This is a genomic window from Pseudomonas sp. NPDC098740, assembly GCF_044760065.1.
GTDB lineage: Bacteria > Pseudomonadota > Gammaproteobacteria > Pseudomonadales > Pseudomonadaceae > Aquipseudomonas > Aquipseudomonas rossensis.
This window is the reverse complement of sequence record NZ_JBIWAM010000002.1, coordinates 106,189-124,228: the sequence shown is the minus strand read 5'-3', so window position 1 is coordinate 124,228 and position 18,040 is coordinate 106,189. Positions and strand designations below refer to the sequence as shown.

The following is an 18,040-nucleotide window of genomic DNA, read 5'->3' as shown; positions in this document are numbered from 1 at the left end:
TAGCGGTGTGACAGTCAACATCAATGTTGAATGTCAGGGCCTCATCGCGAGCAAGCTCGCTCCCACAGGGGTCCGCATGGAGGGTTAGTTCATCTCTCCTGCTACCCGATCTCGTCCTGCCAGTTTCGCCGCATATACCCCCGAATCCGCCCGCAGCAGCAGCGCATCCGCGCCCTCCCCGACTCGCCAACTGGCAATCCCGAAACTCGCAGTCACTGTCCCGACGCCTTCGATCGGCGAACTGCGCAACCCTTGCCATAGCTGCAAGGCCAGGACATGGGCATGCTCGCCGTTGATCTCCGGGCAAAGCACCATGAACTCCTCGCCACCCAGGCGACAGAACACGTCGGTGCGCCGCAGCCGATGGCCGATGCGTTCGCACACGATCTGCAACACACGATCGCCGACAGCGTGGCCATGCTGGTCATTGATGCGTTTGAAATGGTCGATATCGAGCATGATCACCGACAGTTCGCCGCCACCACGCTCGACCCGGGCCATTTCGGTGGTCAGGCGTTCCTGGAAATAGCGGCGGTTGTGGATCCCGGTCAGCGAGTCGGTGATCGACAGCGCGCGCAATTCTTCTTGCACTCGCTTGAGGTCGGAGATGTCCGAGATGTAGCCGTGCCAGAGCACGCCGCCACCGGGCAGTTCCTCCGGCGTCGCCTCGCCACGGACCCAACGCAGGCCGCGCAGGGGCAGCTGCACGCGGTATTCCTCGCGCCAAGGGCTGAGGGTGTCCGCCGACGCCCGGATCGAGGCGCGGACCCGGGTGGTGTCTTGCGGATGAATCCGCGTGAAAATCGCTTCGGCGTTGAGCAACAGCACATCCGGTTCAAGTTCGTAGATCTCGCGAATACCGTCGCTGGCGTAGATCACGCTGAAGCGCCCATCGAACTCCATCTTGAACTGGTAGATCCCGCCGGGCACATGGGCGCTGAGTTTCTTCAACAACAGGTCCCGTGCCGCCAGAGCCTCATGGACCCGCTTGCGTTCAGTGATGTCGATGCAGATCGCCAGGTGCCCAACCCACAAGCCTTGCTCGTCGAGGACCGGGGTCGCCAGCATGTTCACCGTCAAATGGCTGCCGTCGCTACGCAACAGCGTCCATTCCCGCGCTTCGTGACCGCCCTCCTCGCCGCCCTCGACCAACATCGCCTGGCAGGTCGGAATCGGTTTGCCATAACGCGCGCTCAACTCCGCCGAACGTGCCAGGAGCTCTCGGGGCAGGTGCAGGTTTTCCAGGGTCATGTGGCCCCCCACTTCGGCGCTGGTGTAGCCAAGCATTTGCTCGGCACCAGCATTAAAAGTTTGGATAACCCCGCGCAGATCAGTGGCGATGATTGCCACCTGGGTCGCGGCATTCAGCACGCCACGCAACTGGCCATGGGTGCCGCGCAACTCCTGCTCACGGGCGCGCAGTTCCTGGGTCCGTTGCTCGACCATTTTCAGCGCCCGTTGACGCTGACTGACCAGCACATAGAGCAAGGCACTGAGCAACAGACTGAGCAAACCGCCCAGCACCACCAGGGTGGTCACCGAAGAGTGATTGGCTCGCAGGAAGGCATCGCTGGGCTGAATGTCGACTTGATAGTCATGGTCAGCAAGCCGCAGCAGCCGGGAAGCGGTCAACTCACTGGGGGCCGGGTTGTTGGGGGACTCATAAAGCACTTCGTGCTGATCGTCTGTGGATAAGTCGAGGATACGCACCGATAGGTAGTCACGCCCCGCCTCCGGCAGCCCGTCCGCCAGCAACTGGCGCATGCTGATCACAGCCATGACATAGCCGAACGGTTTCACCCCCGCCGTGCCCGGGCTATTGCGCAGCATCACCGGTGCGACCAGCAGCACGCCGCGCGCATAGGCCGGCTCGATACTGACCAGTTGCATCGGCTGCGATACCGCCATGCCTCCGTGCAGATCAGCCCGTTCAAGGGTGGAACGGCGCAAGGGTTGAGCCAACAAGTCGTAGCCCAGCGGCGAACCCAGTTTGCTCTGGGTCTGGCTATACAGCACCGCCACGTACTCCTCCCGCTCGGCCGCCAGTTGCAGCTGGCCGTCGGTATTGAGTTCACGAAGGGTGAAGTCGGGTAAACCCTCTGCACGCACCTTGCGTTCAAATTCCGCCCGTTCGGCGCGGGTTACCCTCTTGGCGTAGGAGTACGCCTGAGTCCGGTGCAGCAGCGGTTGGGTGTAGCCGTCGAACTCCTCGCGGGAGACCGAATCGGAATTGGCAAAGAACCGGCGCAGGCCATCGAGGCGCTGCTCCTGATCTTCGAAACGCTCTTCGATACGGCTGTAACGTTCACTGGCCAGCAGTTGGAAACGTTGCCGCAATTGATGGTGGAACAGATTCAGCGTCGACCACGCCAGCAATCCCGTGAGAATCCCGCCGACAACCAATACCAGCAGTGCGACCAGCCAGGCCGAGACATCTTCACTGATAAACCCCAGGATCTTCGGGCGCACGGCGGGCAACGACATAGACGCAACTCAAAACGCCAGGTGCGGGAAAGCCCATTGGCCATGCGTTGAGTTATAGCTATTAGCCATCAATTTGACCAGCACAGAAAGAAGCCAAGAGCCTTTAAAAATCAAGGCTCTGTGGATCCAATCCCTTCAAGTGTCAGCGAGCCGTGATTTTCCAGGCACGGTGGATCTTGCCATTACGGGCGAAATCCGGATCGATGGTCTGGGCGGTGATTTCCTCGACCGCATAACGCTCGGTGAGGTTTTCCTCGAGCTGGAACTTGCGGAAGTTGTTGGAGAAGTACAACACGCCGCCGGGGGCCAGACGCGCCATGGCCAGGTCGATCAATTGCACCTGGTCACGCTGCACGTCGAAGATCCCTTCCATGCGCTTGGAGTTGGAGAACGTCGGCGGATCGATGAAGATCAGGTCGTATTCGTCACGGCAGGCATCGAGCCAGGCCATCACGTCGCCCTGCTCCAGACGGTTCTTGTCGGAGAAACCGTTCAGCGACAGGTTGCGACGCGCCCAGTCCAGATAAGTTTTCGACAGGTCGACGCTGGTGGTGCTGCGTGCGCCGCCCTTGGCTGCGTGAACACTGGCGGTTGCGGTGTAGCTATACAGGTTGAGGAAGCGCTTGCCGGCTGCCTCTTTCTGAATCCGCATGCGCATTGGCCGGTGATCGAGGAACAGCCCGGTGTCGAGGTAATCCGTGAGGTTCACCAGCAGCTTCACGCCGCCTTCGTTGACCTCGACGAACTTGCCCTGTGCCGCTTGGCGTTCGTACTGCTTGGTGCCGCTCTGACGCTCGCGACGCTTGACCACCACGCGGCTCTTGTCGATGTTCAGGGCCTGCGGAATGGCAGCCAGGGCATCGAACATGCGCGCCGAGGCTTTTTCCGGATCGATGGACTTCGGCGCGGCGTATTCCTGGACGTGGACCCAATCCTGATACAGGTCGATGGCCATCGAGTATTCCGGCATGTCGGCATCGTAGACGCGGTAGCAGTCGATGCCTTCACGCTTGACCCACTTGCCGAGGGCCTTGAGGTTCTTTTGCAGGCGGTTGGCAAACATCTGCCCGCCTTCGCTCAAGCGCGGTTGCTCGATCACCACCGGGGCCGGTTTGATCGGGTTGCCGTTCTTGTTGTACTTCTCGTACTTGCCGGGTGCCACGTCGTTGTCTGCGACTTCGACTTCGGCTTGAACTTGTTCACGCTCGACCTGACGCTGTTCCGGGGTGCGACGTTCGCCAGTGACGAACTGGTCCGGCGTGACTTTGATCAGCAACAACTTGCACGGCAACGCGCCGTTCCAGAACGAATACTGTTTGTGGCTGCGGATGCCCATGCGCTTGCCCAGGTCCGGGGCGCCGGTGAATACCGCAGCTTCCCAGTTCAAGCAGGCCTGACGCAGACGTTCGCCGAGGTTCTGGTAGAGATAGAGCAAGCTCGCTTCATCACCCAGACGCTCACCGTATGGTGGGTTGCAGATCACCAGGCCTTTCTGGTTCTGGTCCGGACGTGGCTCAAACGTCCCGACTTCGCCCTGGTAGATCTTGATCCACTCGCTCAGGCCGGCACGTTCAACGTTGTTGCGGCCCGGTTGAATCAGGCGCGGGTCCGCTTCGTAACCGCGAATCCACAGCGGTGGCTTGGCCAGACCGGCCGCGCAACGCTCAGTGGCTTCTTCGTGAAGCTTTTTCCACAGGGCCGGGACGTGACCGAGCCAGGCCGTGAAACCCCACTGCTCACGACGCAGGTTCGGCGCCATGTCGGCGGCGATCATCGCGGCTTCGACGAGGAACGTACCGACACCGCACATCGGGTCAGCCAGCGCGCCGCCATCGGCCGCAATGCGTGGCCAGCCGGAACGGATCAGGATAGCCGCCGCGAGGTTTTCCTTCAGCGGCGCCGCGCCCTGCTGCAAGCGATAGCCGCGCTGATGCAGGCTGTGGCCGGAGAGGTCGAGGGACAGAATCGCTTCGCCGCGATCCAGGCGCAGGTGAATGCGCAGGTCCGGATTGAGCTTGTCGATGGATGGACGGTCGCCCTGCGGGGTGCGCAATTTGTCGACGATGGCGTCCTTGACCTTCAAGGCGCCGAAGTGGGTGTTGTCGATGCCCGAGCCGTGACCGCTGAACTCGACGGCCAGGGTGCCGTCGTTGAGCATGTGGTCTTGCCACTCGATATCCAGCACGCCGTGATAGAGGTCTTCAGCGTCTTTCATCGGGAAACGCTTGAGCACCAGCAGCACCCGGTTCGCCAGACGCGACCACAGGCACAGGCGGTAAGCGGTTTCCATGGTTGCCATGCCGCGCACGGCAGAGGTGTGCTCACGCGCTTCTTCAAGGCCAAGCCCGACGGCTTCCTCGATGAGCAGGCCTTCAAGGCCTTTTGGGCAAGTGAGGAAGATTTCGAATTGATCGGACATTGGAATTTCAGAGCCTTTGGCTAAGTGAACCGACAACGCATTGCCGGCCCGGTTTTCAATCAGGCACTTTTCTAAAAGAGCGCCCGCGTGGCACGAAGGTGTGCCGTTCCACCCTTGCTGCTCGGGTTAAAAGAGCTTAGATGCAAAGGCAGATAAAAAAGTTGATGCAACAAAATGTCATAAGTCGACCCTTCGTCGAATAGTCCCCCTGCTCAACAGGAGGTATTCTCACTTAGGGATTCAATCCATCATGCAGCGCAGGGCCGATCATACCGGGGTTTTGCCAATAAACACGGGACAACATCGTGTTACTTATGGCCATACCACCTTAATAGTTACGTCCTTATGACAAAACGATCATTCCCTCGATGTGACGCATTGGTTAGAACTCAACACAGGTTGACACCGCAATGACGTCAACACCTTGGCTCGCGACGCCGGCAGCGAGCCCCAACGGCAGGAGTTTTTCTGCCAGACCTCGATTGAGGTCGACGCGATAAATACAGTCAACAAGTGAGGGCAACACCCTATGAGAAGACTTAAGCGTGATCCGTTGGAAAGAGCATTTTTGCGCGGATATCAATATGGCGTTGGTGGCAAATCCCGCGAGCTTTGCCCATTTACTCTACCGTCGGTACGCCAAGCCTGGATTAACGGCTGGCGAGAAGGACGCGGCGACAATTGGGACGGTATGACCGGCACTGCGGGAATCCATAGACTCAACGAACTTCACGCCGTCGGCTAACACAGGGCACACACTCCGACACGACAATCTGATTACGTAACGACTTACCACGCACGCCCCATCCGGGCGGCGGGCTTCGGCCCAGGGGCTCCTTCGAGGAGCCCTTTTTTATGCCTGTTCTCTGGCCAAACACTCTCTCACTGTAGGAGCTGCCGAAGGCTGCGATCTTTTGATCTTGCTTCCTGGCAATCAAAATCAAAGTCAAAACATCGCAGCCTTCGGCAGCTCCTACGGGGTTTAGCGCAAGGCCGCGATGGCGTCTACGGATTCACGAATCAGCGCCGGGCCTTTATAGATGAAGCCGGAATAGAGCTGCACCAGGCTGGCACCCGCAGCGATTTTCTCAGCCGCGTGCTTGCCTTCGGTGATGCCGCCCACGGCGATGATCGGCAAGCGACCGGCCAACTCGGCCGCCAGCACCTTCACGGTGTGGGTGCTCTTGTCACGAACCGGTGCGCCGGACAGACCGCCCGCCTCGTCACCATGCTCCATGCCTTCTACGCCAACGCGGCTCAGGGTGGTATTGGTGGCGATCACCGCGTCCATCCCGGTTTCGATCAGCGCTTGCGCGACCTGAGCGGTTTCTTCGTCGGTCATGTCCGGCGCAATCTTGATCGCCAGAGGTACATGTTTGCCGTGGCGCAGCGCCAGTTCTGCGCGGCGCGTCGCCAGGTCGGCCAACAATTGCTTCAGCGAATCTCCGAATTGCAGGCTGCGCAGGCCCGGGGTGTTCGGCGAGCTGACGTTGACCGTCACGTAGCTGGCGTGGGCGTAGACCTTGTCCAGGCAGATCAGGTAGTCGTCGACCGCCCGCTCAACCGGGGTATCGAAGTTTTTGCCGATATTGATACCCAGCACGGCCTTGAACTTGGCCGCCGCCACTCGAGCCAGCAGGTGATCGACGCCGAGGTTGTTGAACCCCATGCGGTTGATGATCGCCTCGGCTTCCGGCAGACGGAAGATGCGTGGCTTCGGATTGCCCGGCTGCGGGCGCGGCGTGATGGTGCCGATTTCGACAAACCCAAACCCCAGTTGCGCAAAACCGTCGATGGCCGCGCCGTTCTTGTCCAGCCCGGCCGCCAGACCCACCGGGTTCGGGAAGTCCAGGCCCATGACGGTCACCGGCATTTTCGCCGGCGCCTTGCACAGCAAGCCGTTGAGGCCCAAACGCCCGCCCGCGCCGATCAGGTCCAGGGACAGATCGTGGGAGGTTTCCGGGGAAAGTTTGAACAACAGCTGACGGGCCAGGGTGTACATGGGCGGGTTTGACTCTGGGCTACGAAAAGTGGCGGCGATTATAGCCGGGCATCGGGGTTGCAGGCGAGGCGCGCGACAAAATCAGCGAGCGATGGCATATGCCTTGCACCGTCACTGACATCAGCACTCATGCCAACGGCGGGATGAGTCGAAAGACAAAGGCGTCGTCACTTGGCCTTGCTCTGGCAAGCAGCCCGGTCCGGCGCTTTTTTATGGAAGGTGTTTACTGATGATTGAAGTTCCAGCCAACCCTCTGGCCTGGGTCAACGGCAGCGATGCCCCGGAAAAGACCGAAATCAACCTCGGCTTCATGGCCCTGAGCGACTGCGCCTCGGTAGTGGTCGCGGCCACGCAGGGCTTTGCCCAACCTTATGGCCTGACCCTGAACCTCAAGCGCCAGTCGTCCTGGGCCAACCTGCGGGACAAACTGGTCAGTGGCGAACTCGATGCCGCCCACAGTCTGTACGGTTTGATCTACGCGGTGCATTTGGGCATCGGCGGTGTCGCGTCGACCGACATGGCGGTGCTCATGGGCCTGAATCAGAATGGCCAGAGCATCAACCTCTCCCATGGCTTACAGGCGCTGGACGTGACCGGTCCTGAAGCACTGGAACGGCACGTGCACCAAAGTCGCCCAAAACTCACCTTCGCCCAGACATTTCCTACGGGCACCCACGCCATGTGGTTGTATTACTGGCTCGCGAGTCAGGGTATTCATCCGTTGCAGGACGTCGACAGCGTGGTGGTGCCGCCGCCGCAAATGGTCGCGCACCTGCAAGCCGGGCGCATCGACGGCTTCTGCGTCGGCGAGCCATGGTCCGCCAGCGCGGTGCAGCAAAATCTGGGGTTCACGATGGCAACCACCCAGACCATCTGGCCCGATCATCCGGAAAAAGTCCTCGGCTGCACCCGCGCCTTTGTCGAGCAATACCCCAACACCGCACGGGCGCTGGTGATGGCGATTCTGGAGGCCAGCCGCTTCATCGAAGAAAGCACCGAGAATCGCCGCAGCACCGCGAAGCTGTTGAGTGCCCCGCAATACCTCGACGCACCGCTCGACTGCATCGAACCGCGATTGCTCGGTGACTACGCCGATGGCCTGGGTCATCGCTGGCAAGACCCGCACGCACTGCGCTTCCATGGTGATGGCGAGGTCAATCTGCCGTATCTGTCCGATGGCATGTGGTTCATGACTCAGTTCCGCCGTTGGGGTTTGTTGCGCGACGACCCGGACTACCTGGGCGTGGCCCGTCAGGTCCAGCAACTAGACTTGTATCGAGAGGCCGCCACCGCTGTAGGTGTGGCCGCGAGTGATCAGCAAATGCGCAGCAGCCAGTTGATCGACGGCAAGGTCTGGGATGGCCTGGACCCCGCCGGCTATGCCCACAGTTTCAAGCTGCACGCCATGAGCGACAGCTCGCCCCTTCTCGCCAGCCGCTGACAGGAGACTACGAATATGTTGCGTATCCTGCTGATCAACGACACTGCGAAGAAAGTCGGTCGCCTTAAGGCGGCCCTGACCGAAGCCGGATTCGAGGTGATCGACGAGTCGGGCCTGACCATCGACCTGCCCGCGCGCGTCGAAACGGTGCGTCCGGACGTGATTTTGATCGATACCGAGTCACCGAGCCGCGATGTGATGGAACAAGTTGTGCTGGTGAGCCGCGACCAACCGCGGCCAATCGTGATGTTTACCGATGAACATGACCCCGATGTGATGCGTCAGGCGATCAAGTCCGGCGTCAGTGCCTACATCGTCGAAGGCATCCACGCACAGCGCTTGCAGCCGATTCTCGACGTGGCCATGGCGCGTTTTGAAAGCGACCAGGCCCTGCGAGCCCAGCTCAACGCCCGCGACCAGCAACTGGCCGAGCGCAAGCGCATCGAGCTGGCCAAAGGGCTGCTGATGAAAATGAAGGACTGCAACGAGGAAGAGGCCTACACCCTGATGCGCCGCCAGGCCATGAGCCGCCAGCAGAAGCTGATTCAGGTGGCGGAGCAGATTATCGCCATGAGCGAGTTGTTGGGTTGAAGAGCAAAAGATCGCAGCCTTCGGCAGCTCCTACATCGGATGCGTACACCCTGTAGGAGCTGCCGAAGGCTGCGATCTTTTTGCCTTAACAAAAATTCCGGATGTGGCACAGATCTCGCTAGGTAATCACTACAGGTAACCAACGGCGGTTGCCCCACCTACGACAAAGACGTCGCTCACCTCATTTGCCCTTTGGCGAATCCGGTGGCGGCGTTTTTTTGTTTTGGCCCCACAGACCGGGGCCGGTGGTGCGGCCGATGCGGCGCCCCACCTGCAAGCTCATGACTCCTTCTCGAGACTCCTAACAGCTGAGGTGCGCGATGAATTCAAGCTTCTGGAAATCCGGCCATACCCCGACACTGTTCGCGGCCTTCCTCTATTTCGACCTGAGTTTCATGGTCTGGTACCTGCTCGGTCCAATGGCGGTGCAGATCGCCGCCGATCTGCAGCTGACCACCCAACAGCGCGGACTGATGGTGGCCACGCCGATTCTGGCCGGGGCGGTATTGCGCTTTGTAATGGGCTTGCTGGCTGATCGCCTGTCGCCGAAAACCGCCGGGCTGATTGGCCAGGTGATCGTCATCTGCGCGCTGTTCGGCGCCTGGAAACTCGGCATTCACAGTTACGAACAAGCGCTGGTGCTGGGCCTGTTCCTCGGCATGGCCGGCGCATCCTTCGCCGTCGCCCTGCCGCTGGCCTCGCAATGGTATCCACCACAACACCAAGGCAAAGCCATGGGCATCGCCGGTGCCGGTAACTCGGGCACCGTGCTCGCTGCACTGATCGCCCCGGTACTGGCCGCTGCATTTGGCTGGAGCAACGTGTTCGGCTTCGCCCTGATCCCGCTGATTCTGACCATCATCGTCTTCGCCTGGCTGGCCAAAAACGCACCTGAGCGGCCGAAAGCCAAGTCCATGTCCGACTACTTCAAGGCCTTGGGCGACCGCGACAGCTGGTGGTTCATGTTTTTCTACAGCGTGACCTTCGGCGGCTTCATCGGCCTGGCCAGCGCCCTGCCCGGCTATTTCAACGACCAATATGGCCTCAGCCCGGTGACCGCCGGTTACTACACCGCCGCCTGCGTGTTCGGTGGCAGCTTGATGCGTCCGTTGGGCGGCGCTCTGGCCGACCGTTTCGGTGGCATTCGCACCCTCTTGGGGATGTACACGGTAGCGGCGGTCTGCATCGCAGCGGTGGGTTTCAATCTGCCGAGTTCCTACGCGGCACTGGCACTTTTCGTCTGCACCATGCTCGGTTTGGGTGCCGGTAACGGCGCAGTTTTCCAATTGGTGCCGCAGCGTTTTCGTCGGGAGATCGGTGTGATGACCGGTTTGATCGGCATGGCCGGCGGTATTGGTGGATTTGCACTGGCTGCGGGCATGGGCGCGATCAAGCAAAGCACCGGCAGTTATCAACTGGCCTTGTGGTTGTTCGCCAGCCTTGGCGTTCTGGCCTGGTTCGGTCTGCACGGCGTGAAACGTCGCTGGAGAACCACTTGGGGTTCGGCAGCCGTGACCGCCGCTCGGGTCTGAGGCCTCAATGAGCCTGCAACTGAGTTTTGCCGAAGCGAGCGCCATCGGCCCTCGCGAGGAGAATCAGGACGCCCTGCGCCTGGTGACTCCGGCCCCGGCGCTGGCGGCGAGCAAGGGTTACCTGTTCGCCATCGCCGATGGCGTCAGCCAGTGCGCCGATGGTGGCCTCGCCGCCCGCTCGACGTTGCAGGCTCTGGCGCTGGATTACTACGCCACGCCGGAAACCTGGGGCGTCGCGCAGGCATTGGATCGCCTGCTGCTGGCACAAAATCGCTGGTTGCAGGCCAATGGCGGTGGGCAACCGTTGCTCACCACCGTCAGTGCTTTGGTCATGCGCGGCAGGCGATTTACCTTGGCCCATGTCGGCGATTGCCGGGTTTATCGCTGGCACGCCGACACTTTGCAGCGGGTCAGCGAGGATCACGTCTGGGACCAGCCGGGCATGCAGCATGTGCTCAAACGGGCGCTGGGGCTCGATCAGCATTTGGTGCTGGATTTTCTCGATGGCGAACTGCGGCTGAACGAAAGTTTCGTACTGCTCAGTGATGGCATTTGGGCCGTGCTGGGCGACACCGCAATTGCGGCAATTCTGCGCGATCAACCGGATCTGAACAGCGCTGCGCAGACCTTGGTCAATGCAGCGCATCTGGCCGGCAGCCAGGACAACGCCAGCGCCTTGTTGGTGCGGGTCGATGCCCTCGGTGAAACGAGCATCGGCGATGCGTTGATTCATTTGCAGCAATGGCCGCTGCCGCCAGCCTTGAAACCAGGTCAGACTTTTGAAGGTTGGCAGGTCGAAGGGATACTCGGTCAGAGTCAGCAGTCGTTGCTCTATCGGGTGCGCGATGGGCAACAACAACCCTGGCTGCTGAAAACCTTGCCCGGTGCACTGCGCGACGATCACTTGGCCGGGCAGGCGCTGCTGTCGGAAGAATGGTTTCTCAAGCGCGTGGCCGGGCGGCATTTCCCTGAAGTCCATGCCGCCAGTCAGCGTCAGCATTTGTACTACGTGATGCGGGAATATTCCGGATCTACCTTGGCGGAACTGCACGCCGATGTCGGACCGCTGCCTCTGCCCCAATGGCAGGATTTGGCCGAACGCCTGCTGCGCGCCGTTGGCATGCTGCATCGACGGCAGATTCTCCATCGCGACATCAAACCGGAGAACCTGCTGCTGGGGGACGACGGCGAATTACGCCTGCTGGACTTCGGTCTCGCCTACTGCCCAGGCCTGTCCGAAGACCAGCCTTCTGCCCTGCCCGGAACGCCCAGCTATATCGCGCCGGAAGCCTTTCGCGGGGAAGCGCCGACACCGCAACAGGACTTGTATGCCGTCGGCGTGACCTTGTATTTCCTGCTCACCGGGCATTATCCCTACGGCGAAATCGAAGCCTTCCAGCGCCCACGGTTCGGGGTCTCTGTCAGCGCCAGTCGCTATCGACCCGACCTGCCGGAATGGATTGCACAAAGCCTGGAGCGCGCCGTGGCGGCGGATCCGGCTCAACGCTTTGAAACGGCGGAAGAATGGTTGCTGCTGCTGGAACAGGGCGAGCGGCGCAGTTTAAGCGTGCGACCCAGACCGCTGCTGGAGCGCGAACCGTTGAAGGTCTGGCGGACCTTGGCGCTCGTGTCGTTACTGGTGAACCTGGTGCTGCTGTTTTTACTGTTTCATGGCTGAGTTTTTCACTGCACCCAAAAGATCAAAAGATCGCAGCCTGCGGCAGCTCCTACGGGTGCCCACGATCTCCTGTAGGAGCTGCCGTAGGCTGCGATCTTTTGACTTTTCTGCTTCAAAACCGGGCATCGCGCATTGAACCGGTGCACGGAAATACCCTCCCCCCATGCCAAGAGCCCATAAATTCCGCATTTTTGCGACTTGGCACAACCACTGCATTACATCTTTCAACTTACATAAAGCCCAGCCTTCAACGACGAAGGATGCGCTTCCCGAGAGAACGGGACCAGGACAAAGGCGTCCTCGCTAGGCAACTAGCGGGACGCCTTTTTTTGTTTGCGCAAATTTTGTCGAGCAAGACCTGAAAGCCCTGATGAGGCGGGTCTGAGCTCCCCGGAGAACCTGATGAAAAAACTAAAACTGGTGATGATCGGCAACGGCATGGCCGGGGTTCGCACCCTGGAAGAACTGCTCAAGCTGAGCAATGAGCTGTACGACATCACGGTCTTCGGCGCCGAACCCCATACCAACTACAACCGCATCCTGCTATCACCGGTGCTGGCCGGTGAACAGACCTTCGAAGAGATCGTGCTCAACGATCTGGACTGGTACCTGGACAACAACATCAAGCTGCTGCTCAACCGCAAAGTGGTGGAGATCGACCGGGTCAAACGCCGCGTGATCGCCGAAGACGGCAGCGAGGCCGAATACGATCGCCTGCTGATCGCCACCGGCTCGACTCCGTTCATCCTGCCGATCCCCGGCAACACCTTGGACGGTGTGATCGGCTACCGCGACATCGCCGACACCCAGGCAATGATCGACACCGCGAAAACCCACAAGCACGCCGTGGTGATCGGTGGCGGCCTGCTCGGTCTGGAAGCCGCCAACGGCCTGATGCTGCGCGGCATGCACGTCACTGTGGTGCACATCGGTGAATGGCTGCTGGAACGGCAACTGGACAAAACCAGCGGTCAGTTGCTGCAAACCGCCCTGGAAGCCCGCGGCCTGCACTTTCGTCTTTGCGAGCAAACCCAGGCGCTGCACGATGCCGGCAATGGCCGGGTCGGCTCGGTTGAGTTCAAGAACGGCGACATCATCCCCGCCGACCTGGTGGTGATGGCCGCCGGTATTCGCCCCAACACCGAACTCGCGGAAAAATCCGGCATTCCCTGCAACCGCGGGATTCTGGTCAACGACACTCTGCAAACCTACGACCCACGCATCTACGCCATCGGCGAATGCGCCAGTCACCGCGGCATCGCTTACGGTCTGGTGGCGCCGCTGTTCGAACAGGCCAAGGTCTGCGCCAACCACCTCGCCCAACTGGGCTTCGCCACCTACAAAGGCTCGGTGACGTCGACCAAATTGAAAGTCACCGGCATCGACCTGTTCTCCGCCGGCGACTTCATGGGCGGCGAAGGCACCGAAACCATCACCCTCTCCGACCCTATCGGCGGGGTCTACAAAAAACTGGTGATCAAGGATGACGTGCTGGTCGGGGCCTGTCTGTACGGCGATACGGCAGACGGTGGCTGGTATTTCCGGCAGATCCGTGAGAACCACGCCATCGACGAGATCCGCGATCATTTAATGTTTGGTGAAAACTCCATTGGCGACGTAGGACATCAAGGCCAGGACAAAGCCATGAGCATGGCCGACACCGCCGAAGTCTGCGGCTGCAACGGTGTGTGCAAAGGCACCATCGTCAAGGCGATCCAGGAACACGGGCTGTTCAGCGTCGATGACGTCAAGAAACACACCAAGGCTGCCAGCTCCTGCGGTTCCTGCGCAGGCCTGGTGGAGCAGATACTGATCAACACCGTGGGCGGCGCAGCAGACGTCAAACCGAAAAGCGAAAAAGCCATTTGCGGTTGCAGCGACTTGAATCACGGGCAAATCCGCCAGGCCATCCGCGAGCAGCATCTGCTGACCATCGCCGGCACCATGAGCTATTTGAACTGGCGCACGCCGAACGGCTGCGCCACGTGCCGCCCGGCGCTCAACTACTACCTGATTTCCACCTGGCCGGGTGAAGCCAAGGACGACCCGCAATCGCGCCTGATCAACGAACGTGCCCACGCCAACATTCAAAAAGATGGCACTTACTCTGTAGTCCCACGGATGTGGGGCGGTGTGACCAATCCCTCGGAACTGCGGCGCATTGCCGACGTGGCCGACAAATACAACGTGCCAATGGTCAAGGTGACCGGCGGTCAGCGTATCGATTTGCTGGGGATCAAGAAGCAGGACCTGCCGGGCGTCTGGAAGGACCTCGACATGCCGTCCGGCCACGCCTACGGCAAATCCATCCGCACCGTGAAGACTTGCGTCGGCAGCGAGTTCTGCCGCTTCGGCACCCAGAATTCCACGCAACTGGGCATTGAGCTGGAGCACGACCTGTTCAACATGTGGTCGCCGCACAAAGTGAAACTGGCCGTCTCCGGTTGCCCTCGCAACTGTTCGGAAGCGGGCATCAAGGACGTCGGAATTATCGGCGTGGATTCAGGCTGGGAGATGTACATCGGTGGCAACGGCGGGATCAAAACCGAAGTCGCGGAATTCTTCGTCAAGCTCAAGACCGCCGAAGAAGTGCGTGAATACAACGGCGCGTTCCTGCAGCTCTATCGCGAAGAAGCTTTCTACCTCGAACGCACCGTGCACTACCTGCAACGGGTCGGCATGGAACACATCAAGAAAGCCGTGCTGGAAGACCCGGAGCGGCGCAAAGCGCTCAACGATCGCTTGCAATTCTCCTTGTCGTTCGAACAGGACCCGTGGAAGGAACGCCTGGAACAACCGCTGCTGAAAAAAGAATTCGACGTCATCACGGTGAAGAATCTGGAGGTGCCGGCATGAACTGGCTGGATATCTGCGCACTGGAAGAAATCAATGCCCTGGGCTCCCGGATCATTGCCGGCCCCAAAGGCGACATCGCGATTTTTCGTACCAGCGATGATGAGGTTTTCGCACTCGACGACCGCTGCCCGCACAAGGGCGGACCACTGTCCCAAGGTTTGATCTACGGCAAACGAGTCGCCTGCCCGCTGCATAACTGGCAGATCGACCTGGAAACCGGTGAAGCCCAGGCCCCGGACATCGGTTGCGCTCACCACCATTCGGCACGGGTCGAGAATGGCCGGGTGTTGCTGGCCCTGCGGGAAGCAAGCTGATGAACCAGATCACCGCTTCCACCTGCTGCTATTGCGGGGTCGGCTGCGGCGTGCTGATCGAGCATGACGGCGAGCGCATTCTCGGCGTCAGCGGCGATCCGGCCCACCCGGCCAACTTCGGCAAACTGTGCAGCAAAGGCTCTACATTGCACCTCACCGGCGACCTCGCAGCCAGGGCGTTGTATCCCGAACTGCGCCTGGGCAAAGGCCTGGCCCGCAGCCGCACCGACTGGGACACCGCCCTCGATCACGCCGCCAGCGTTTTTGCCGAGACCCTCTTCGAACACGGCCCGGACAGCGTGGCGTTCTATATCTCCGGGCAATTGCTGACCGAGGATTACTACGCCTTCAACAAACTGGCGCGAGCGCTGGTGGGCACCAACAACATCGACAGCAATTCGCGCCTGTGCATGTCTTCGGCAGTGGTCGGTTACAAGCGCAGCCTGGGCGCCGACGCACCGCCGTGCAGCTACGAAGACCTGGAATTGAGCGACTGCGTGATGATCGTCGGCAGCAACATGGCCTACGCCCACCCGATACTTTTCCGTCGTCTGGAGGAAGCGAAATCCCGCCGACCACAGATGAAAGTCATCGTCATCGACCCGCGTCGTACCGACACCTGCGATCTGGCTGACCTGCACCTGGCGATTCTGCCAGGCACCGATGTCGCCTTATTCCATGGGATTTTGCACCTGCTGCTGTGGGAAGACTGGGTCGACCGCGACTTCATCAAGGCCCACACCGAAGGCTTGGCCGAACTGAAAAACCTGGTGCGCGATTACACGCCGCAGATGGTTTCGCAGCTCTGCGGGATCAGCGTCGAGCAACTGCAGCAATGCGCCGAATGGGTTGGCACTTCACCGAGTTTCCTGTCGCTGTGGTGCATGGGCTTGAACCAGTCCACCGCCGGCAGCGCGAAAAACAGCGCACTGATCAACCTGCACCTGGCCACCGGGCAAATCGGCCGCCCCGGCGCAGGACCTTTCTCGCTGACCGGTCAGCCGAATGCCATGGGTGGCCGCGAAACCGGCAGCTTGTCGAACCTGTTGCCAGGCCATCGCGAGGCTGCCAATGCCGAACATCGCGCGGAAGTGGCAGCCTATTGGGGCGTTGAACAACTCCCCGAAAACACCGGGCTTACCGCCATTGAACTGTTCGATCAGGTGCGCAGTGGCAAGATCAAGGCGCTGTGGATCGCCTGCACCAACCCTGCGCAATCAATGCCGGATCAAACCGCCGTGCGCGCGGCACTGCAAGCCTGCCCGTTCGTGGTGTTGCAGGAGGCCTTCCGCACCACCGAAACCGCCGCGTTTGCCGACCTGTTGCTGCCCGCCGCCAGTTGGGGCGAAAAGGACGGCACGGTGACCAACTCTGAACGTCGCATTTCCCACGTTCGCCGAGCCATCGTCGCGCCCGGTGAAGCACGCTCTGACTGGTCGATCACGGTGGATTTCGCACAGCGCCTGGAAAAATATCTGCGTCCCGGGCAAACCAGCCTGTTTGCCTTTGAAAACCCGGCGCAGGTCTTCGACGAGTACAAGCAATTGACCCGCGGGCGTGATCTGGACTTGTCCGGCATCAGTCATGAACTGATCGACCGCCTCGGTCCGCAGCAATGGCCCTTCCCCACTGGCGCCAGCGAAGGCACAGCTCGACTGTATCTGGACGGAGTTTTCCCGACTGCCAGTGGACGTGCGCAATTCGTGGCCGACCCGTATCGCGCAGCCAAGGAACAACGCGACGCGCGCTTCCCGCTGACCTTGATCACCGGCCGCCTGCGGGATCAATGGCATGGCATGAGCCGCACCGGCACCGCCGCGCAGCTATTCGGCCATGTCAGCGAAGCTGTGTTGAGTTTGCACCCGGATGAACTGCGCCGGCATCGGCTGCAATCGGGCGACCTGGTCAGCCTGAAAAGTCGCCGTGGCGCAGTGATTGTCGCCGTCGGCGCTGACGATAGCGTGCGACCCGGCCAGGCATTTCTACCGATGCATTGGGGTGATCGCTTCCTCAAGGGCGGCGTAAATACCCTCACTCTTCCCGCCTTCGACCCGCTATCCAAACAGCCCGAACTCAAACACAGCGGCGTGCGCCTGGAACCGGTGCAACTGCCGTGGAACCTGTTCGCCCTGATCGAGGGCGATGTTCAACAGCACTTTGAGACGCTACGACCGCTCTGCGAGGCGTTTTCCTACGTCAGCCTCAGCCTGACTGGCCGTGAACGCCCCGCGCTACTGATACGCGCTGCCAGCTCCGTCGCGCCCGATCCGCAACTGCTGCGTGATATCGATCAATGCCTGGGACTCAACGATGGCCCGGTTTTGGCTTACGACGACCCACGGCGCTCCATCGGTAAAAGGGTTCGGATCGAAAATGGCCGGATCACCGCGATTCGCCTGGCCGGTGAAACCCTTGCCCGACACTGGCTGCAAAGCCTGTGGCTGGAAGGTCGCGCCGACGAACAATTGAGGCGCTGGTTGCTGGCACCGCTGAGCGCCCCACCGGGCAACGCCAATACGCCGACCGCCGGTAACAAAACCCTGTGCAACTGCAAAAACGTCAGTCAAAGCGCGGTCTGCGCCGGCATTAGCCGCGGCATGGACCTGCAGGGTTTGAAACAAGAATTGGGCTGCGGCACGCAATGCGGCTCCTGCGTCCCGGAAATCAAGCGTTTGCTGGCCGCCACTACGCAGCCGGTCGCCGTCACCTCGTGAGGAAAACAC

11 protein-coding genes are annotated in these 18,040 nt (G+C 60.6%); 8 read left to right on the top strand and 3 right to left on the bottom strand.

All coding sequences use genetic code 11. The features are described from left to right. Positions 1-84 precede the first annotated feature (84 nt). Together ACIQU2_RS03110 and rlmKL are read right to left on the bottom strand one after the other, a co-directional pair. The gene (locus ACIQU2_RS03110) at positions 85-2,484 is read right to left on the bottom strand and encodes a diguanylate cyclase (RefSeq protein WP_403138498.1); all 2,400 of its coding nucleotides are present in this window, start codon (positions 2,482-2,484) and stop codon (positions 85-87) included. 142 nt (positions 2,485-2,626) lie between these two features. Next, positions 2,627-4,903, bottom strand: a complete 2,277-nt coding sequence (gene rlmKL / locus ACIQU2_RS03105; protein WP_140893630.1) for a bifunctional 23S rRNA (guanine(2069)-N(7))-methyltransferase RlmK/23S rRNA (guanine(2445)-N(2))-methyltransferase RlmL — start codon at positions 4,901-4,903, stop codon at positions 2,627-2,629. Positions 4,904-5,432: 529 nt separating this feature from the next. Here rlmKL and rmf point away from each other — a divergent pair. Further along, positions 5,433-5,648 carry a ribosome modulation factor gene (gene rmf, locus ACIQU2_RS03100; protein WP_003223300.1) on the top strand — a complete coding sequence of 72 codons (216 nt, stop codon included), beginning with the start codon at positions 5,433-5,435 and terminating at the stop codon, positions 5,646-5,648. Between the two features lie 237 nt (positions 5,649-5,885). Here rmf and ACIQU2_RS03095 read toward each other — a convergent pair whose 3' ends face one another. Beyond that, complete coding sequence (locus ACIQU2_RS03095; protein WP_403138496.1) at positions 5,886-6,905, bottom strand: quinone-dependent dihydroorotate dehydrogenase; 1,020 nt, start codon at positions 6,903-6,905, stop codon at positions 5,886-5,888. Between the two features lie 229 nt (positions 6,906-7,134). Here ACIQU2_RS03095 and ACIQU2_RS03090 point away from each other — a divergent pair, with 229 nt between their 5' ends. From ACIQU2_RS03090 to ACIQU2_RS03060, 7 genes are all read left to right on the top strand, one after another. Then, a complete protein-coding gene (locus ACIQU2_RS03090) occupies positions 7,135-8,346 on the top strand; it encodes a CmpA/NrtA family ABC transporter substrate-binding protein (RefSeq protein ID WP_403138493.1) in 1,212 nt (403 codons plus the stop codon). Between the two features lie 15 nt (positions 8,347-8,361). After that, positions 8,362-8,937 carry an ANTAR domain-containing response regulator gene (locus ACIQU2_RS03085; RefSeq protein ID WP_008146285.1) on the top strand — a complete coding sequence of 192 codons (576 nt, stop codon included), beginning with the start codon at positions 8,362-8,364 and terminating at the stop codon, positions 8,935-8,937. Between the two features lie 320 nt (positions 8,938-9,257). Next, positions 9,258-10,469, top strand: coding sequence for a nitrate/nitrite transporter (locus ACIQU2_RS03080; RefSeq protein ID WP_347805925.1), 1,212 nt, complete (start codon positions 9,258-9,260; stop codon positions 10,467-10,469). Positions 10,470-10,476: 7 nt separating this feature from the next. Beyond that, positions 10,477-12,147: a protein kinase gene (locus ACIQU2_RS03075; RefSeq protein WP_403138490.1), complete on the top strand. Its 1,671-nt coding sequence runs from the start codon at positions 10,477-10,479 to the stop codon at positions 12,145-12,147. 402 nt (positions 12,148-12,549) lie between these two features. Then, positions 12,550-15,003 (top strand): nitrite reductase large subunit NirB, encoded by a 2,454-nt coding sequence (nirB, locus tag ACIQU2_RS03070; RefSeq protein ID WP_403138488.1) that lies wholly within the window; start codon positions 12,550-12,552, stop codon positions 15,001-15,003. Continuing rightward, entirely contained in the window at positions 15,000-15,317 is a 318-nt protein-coding gene (gene nirD, locus ACIQU2_RS03065; protein WP_008146292.1) for a nitrite reductase small subunit NirD, read from the top strand. Before nirB ends, nirD begins: the two co-directional genes overlap by 4 nt. Then, complete coding sequence (locus ACIQU2_RS03060; RefSeq protein ID WP_403138485.1) at positions 15,317-18,031, top strand: molybdopterin-dependent oxidoreductase; 2,715 nt, start codon at positions 15,317-15,319, stop codon at positions 18,029-18,031. Before nirD ends, ACIQU2_RS03060 begins: the two co-directional genes overlap by 1 nt. Positions 18,032-18,040: the final 9 nt, after the last annotated feature.

Bases quoted from the DNA above. Each gene is read 5' to 3' on its own strand.
- ACIQU2_RS03110 (WP_403138498.1), bottom strand. From the start codon at position 2,484: ATGTCGTTGCCCGCCGTGCGCCCGAAGATCCTGGGGTTTATCAGTGAA.
- rlmKL (WP_140893630.1), bottom strand. From the start codon at position 4,903: ATGTCCGATCAATTCGAAATCTTCCTCACTTGCCCAAAAGGCCTTGAA.
- rmf (WP_003223300.1), top strand. From the start codon at position 5,433: ATGAGAAGACTTAAGCGTGATCCGTTGGAAAGAGCATTTTTGCGCGGA.
- ACIQU2_RS03095 (WP_403138496.1), bottom strand. From the start codon at position 6,905: ATGTACACCCTGGCCCGTCAGCTGTTGTTCAAACTTTCCCCGGAAACC.
- ACIQU2_RS03090 (WP_403138493.1), top strand. From the start codon at position 7,135: ATGATTGAAGTTCCAGCCAACCCTCTGGCCTGGGTCAACGGCAGCGAT.
- ACIQU2_RS03085 (WP_008146285.1), top strand. From the start codon at position 8,362: ATGTTGCGTATCCTGCTGATCAACGACACTGCGAAGAAAGTCGGTCGC.
- ACIQU2_RS03080 (WP_347805925.1), top strand. From the start codon at position 9,258: ATGAATTCAAGCTTCTGGAAATCCGGCCATACCCCGACACTGTTCGCG.
- ACIQU2_RS03075 (WP_403138490.1), top strand. From the start codon at position 10,477: ATGAGCCTGCAACTGAGTTTTGCCGAAGCGAGCGCCATCGGCCCTCGC.
- nirB (WP_403138488.1), top strand. From the start codon at position 12,550: ATGAAAAAACTAAAACTGGTGATGATCGGCAACGGCATGGCCGGGGTT.
- nirD (WP_008146292.1), top strand. From the start codon at position 15,000: ATGAACTGGCTGGATATCTGCGCACTGGAAGAAATCAATGCCCTGGGC.
- ACIQU2_RS03060 (WP_403138485.1), top strand. From the start codon at position 15,317: ATGAACCAGATCACCGCTTCCACCTGCTGCTATTGCGGGGTCGGCTGC.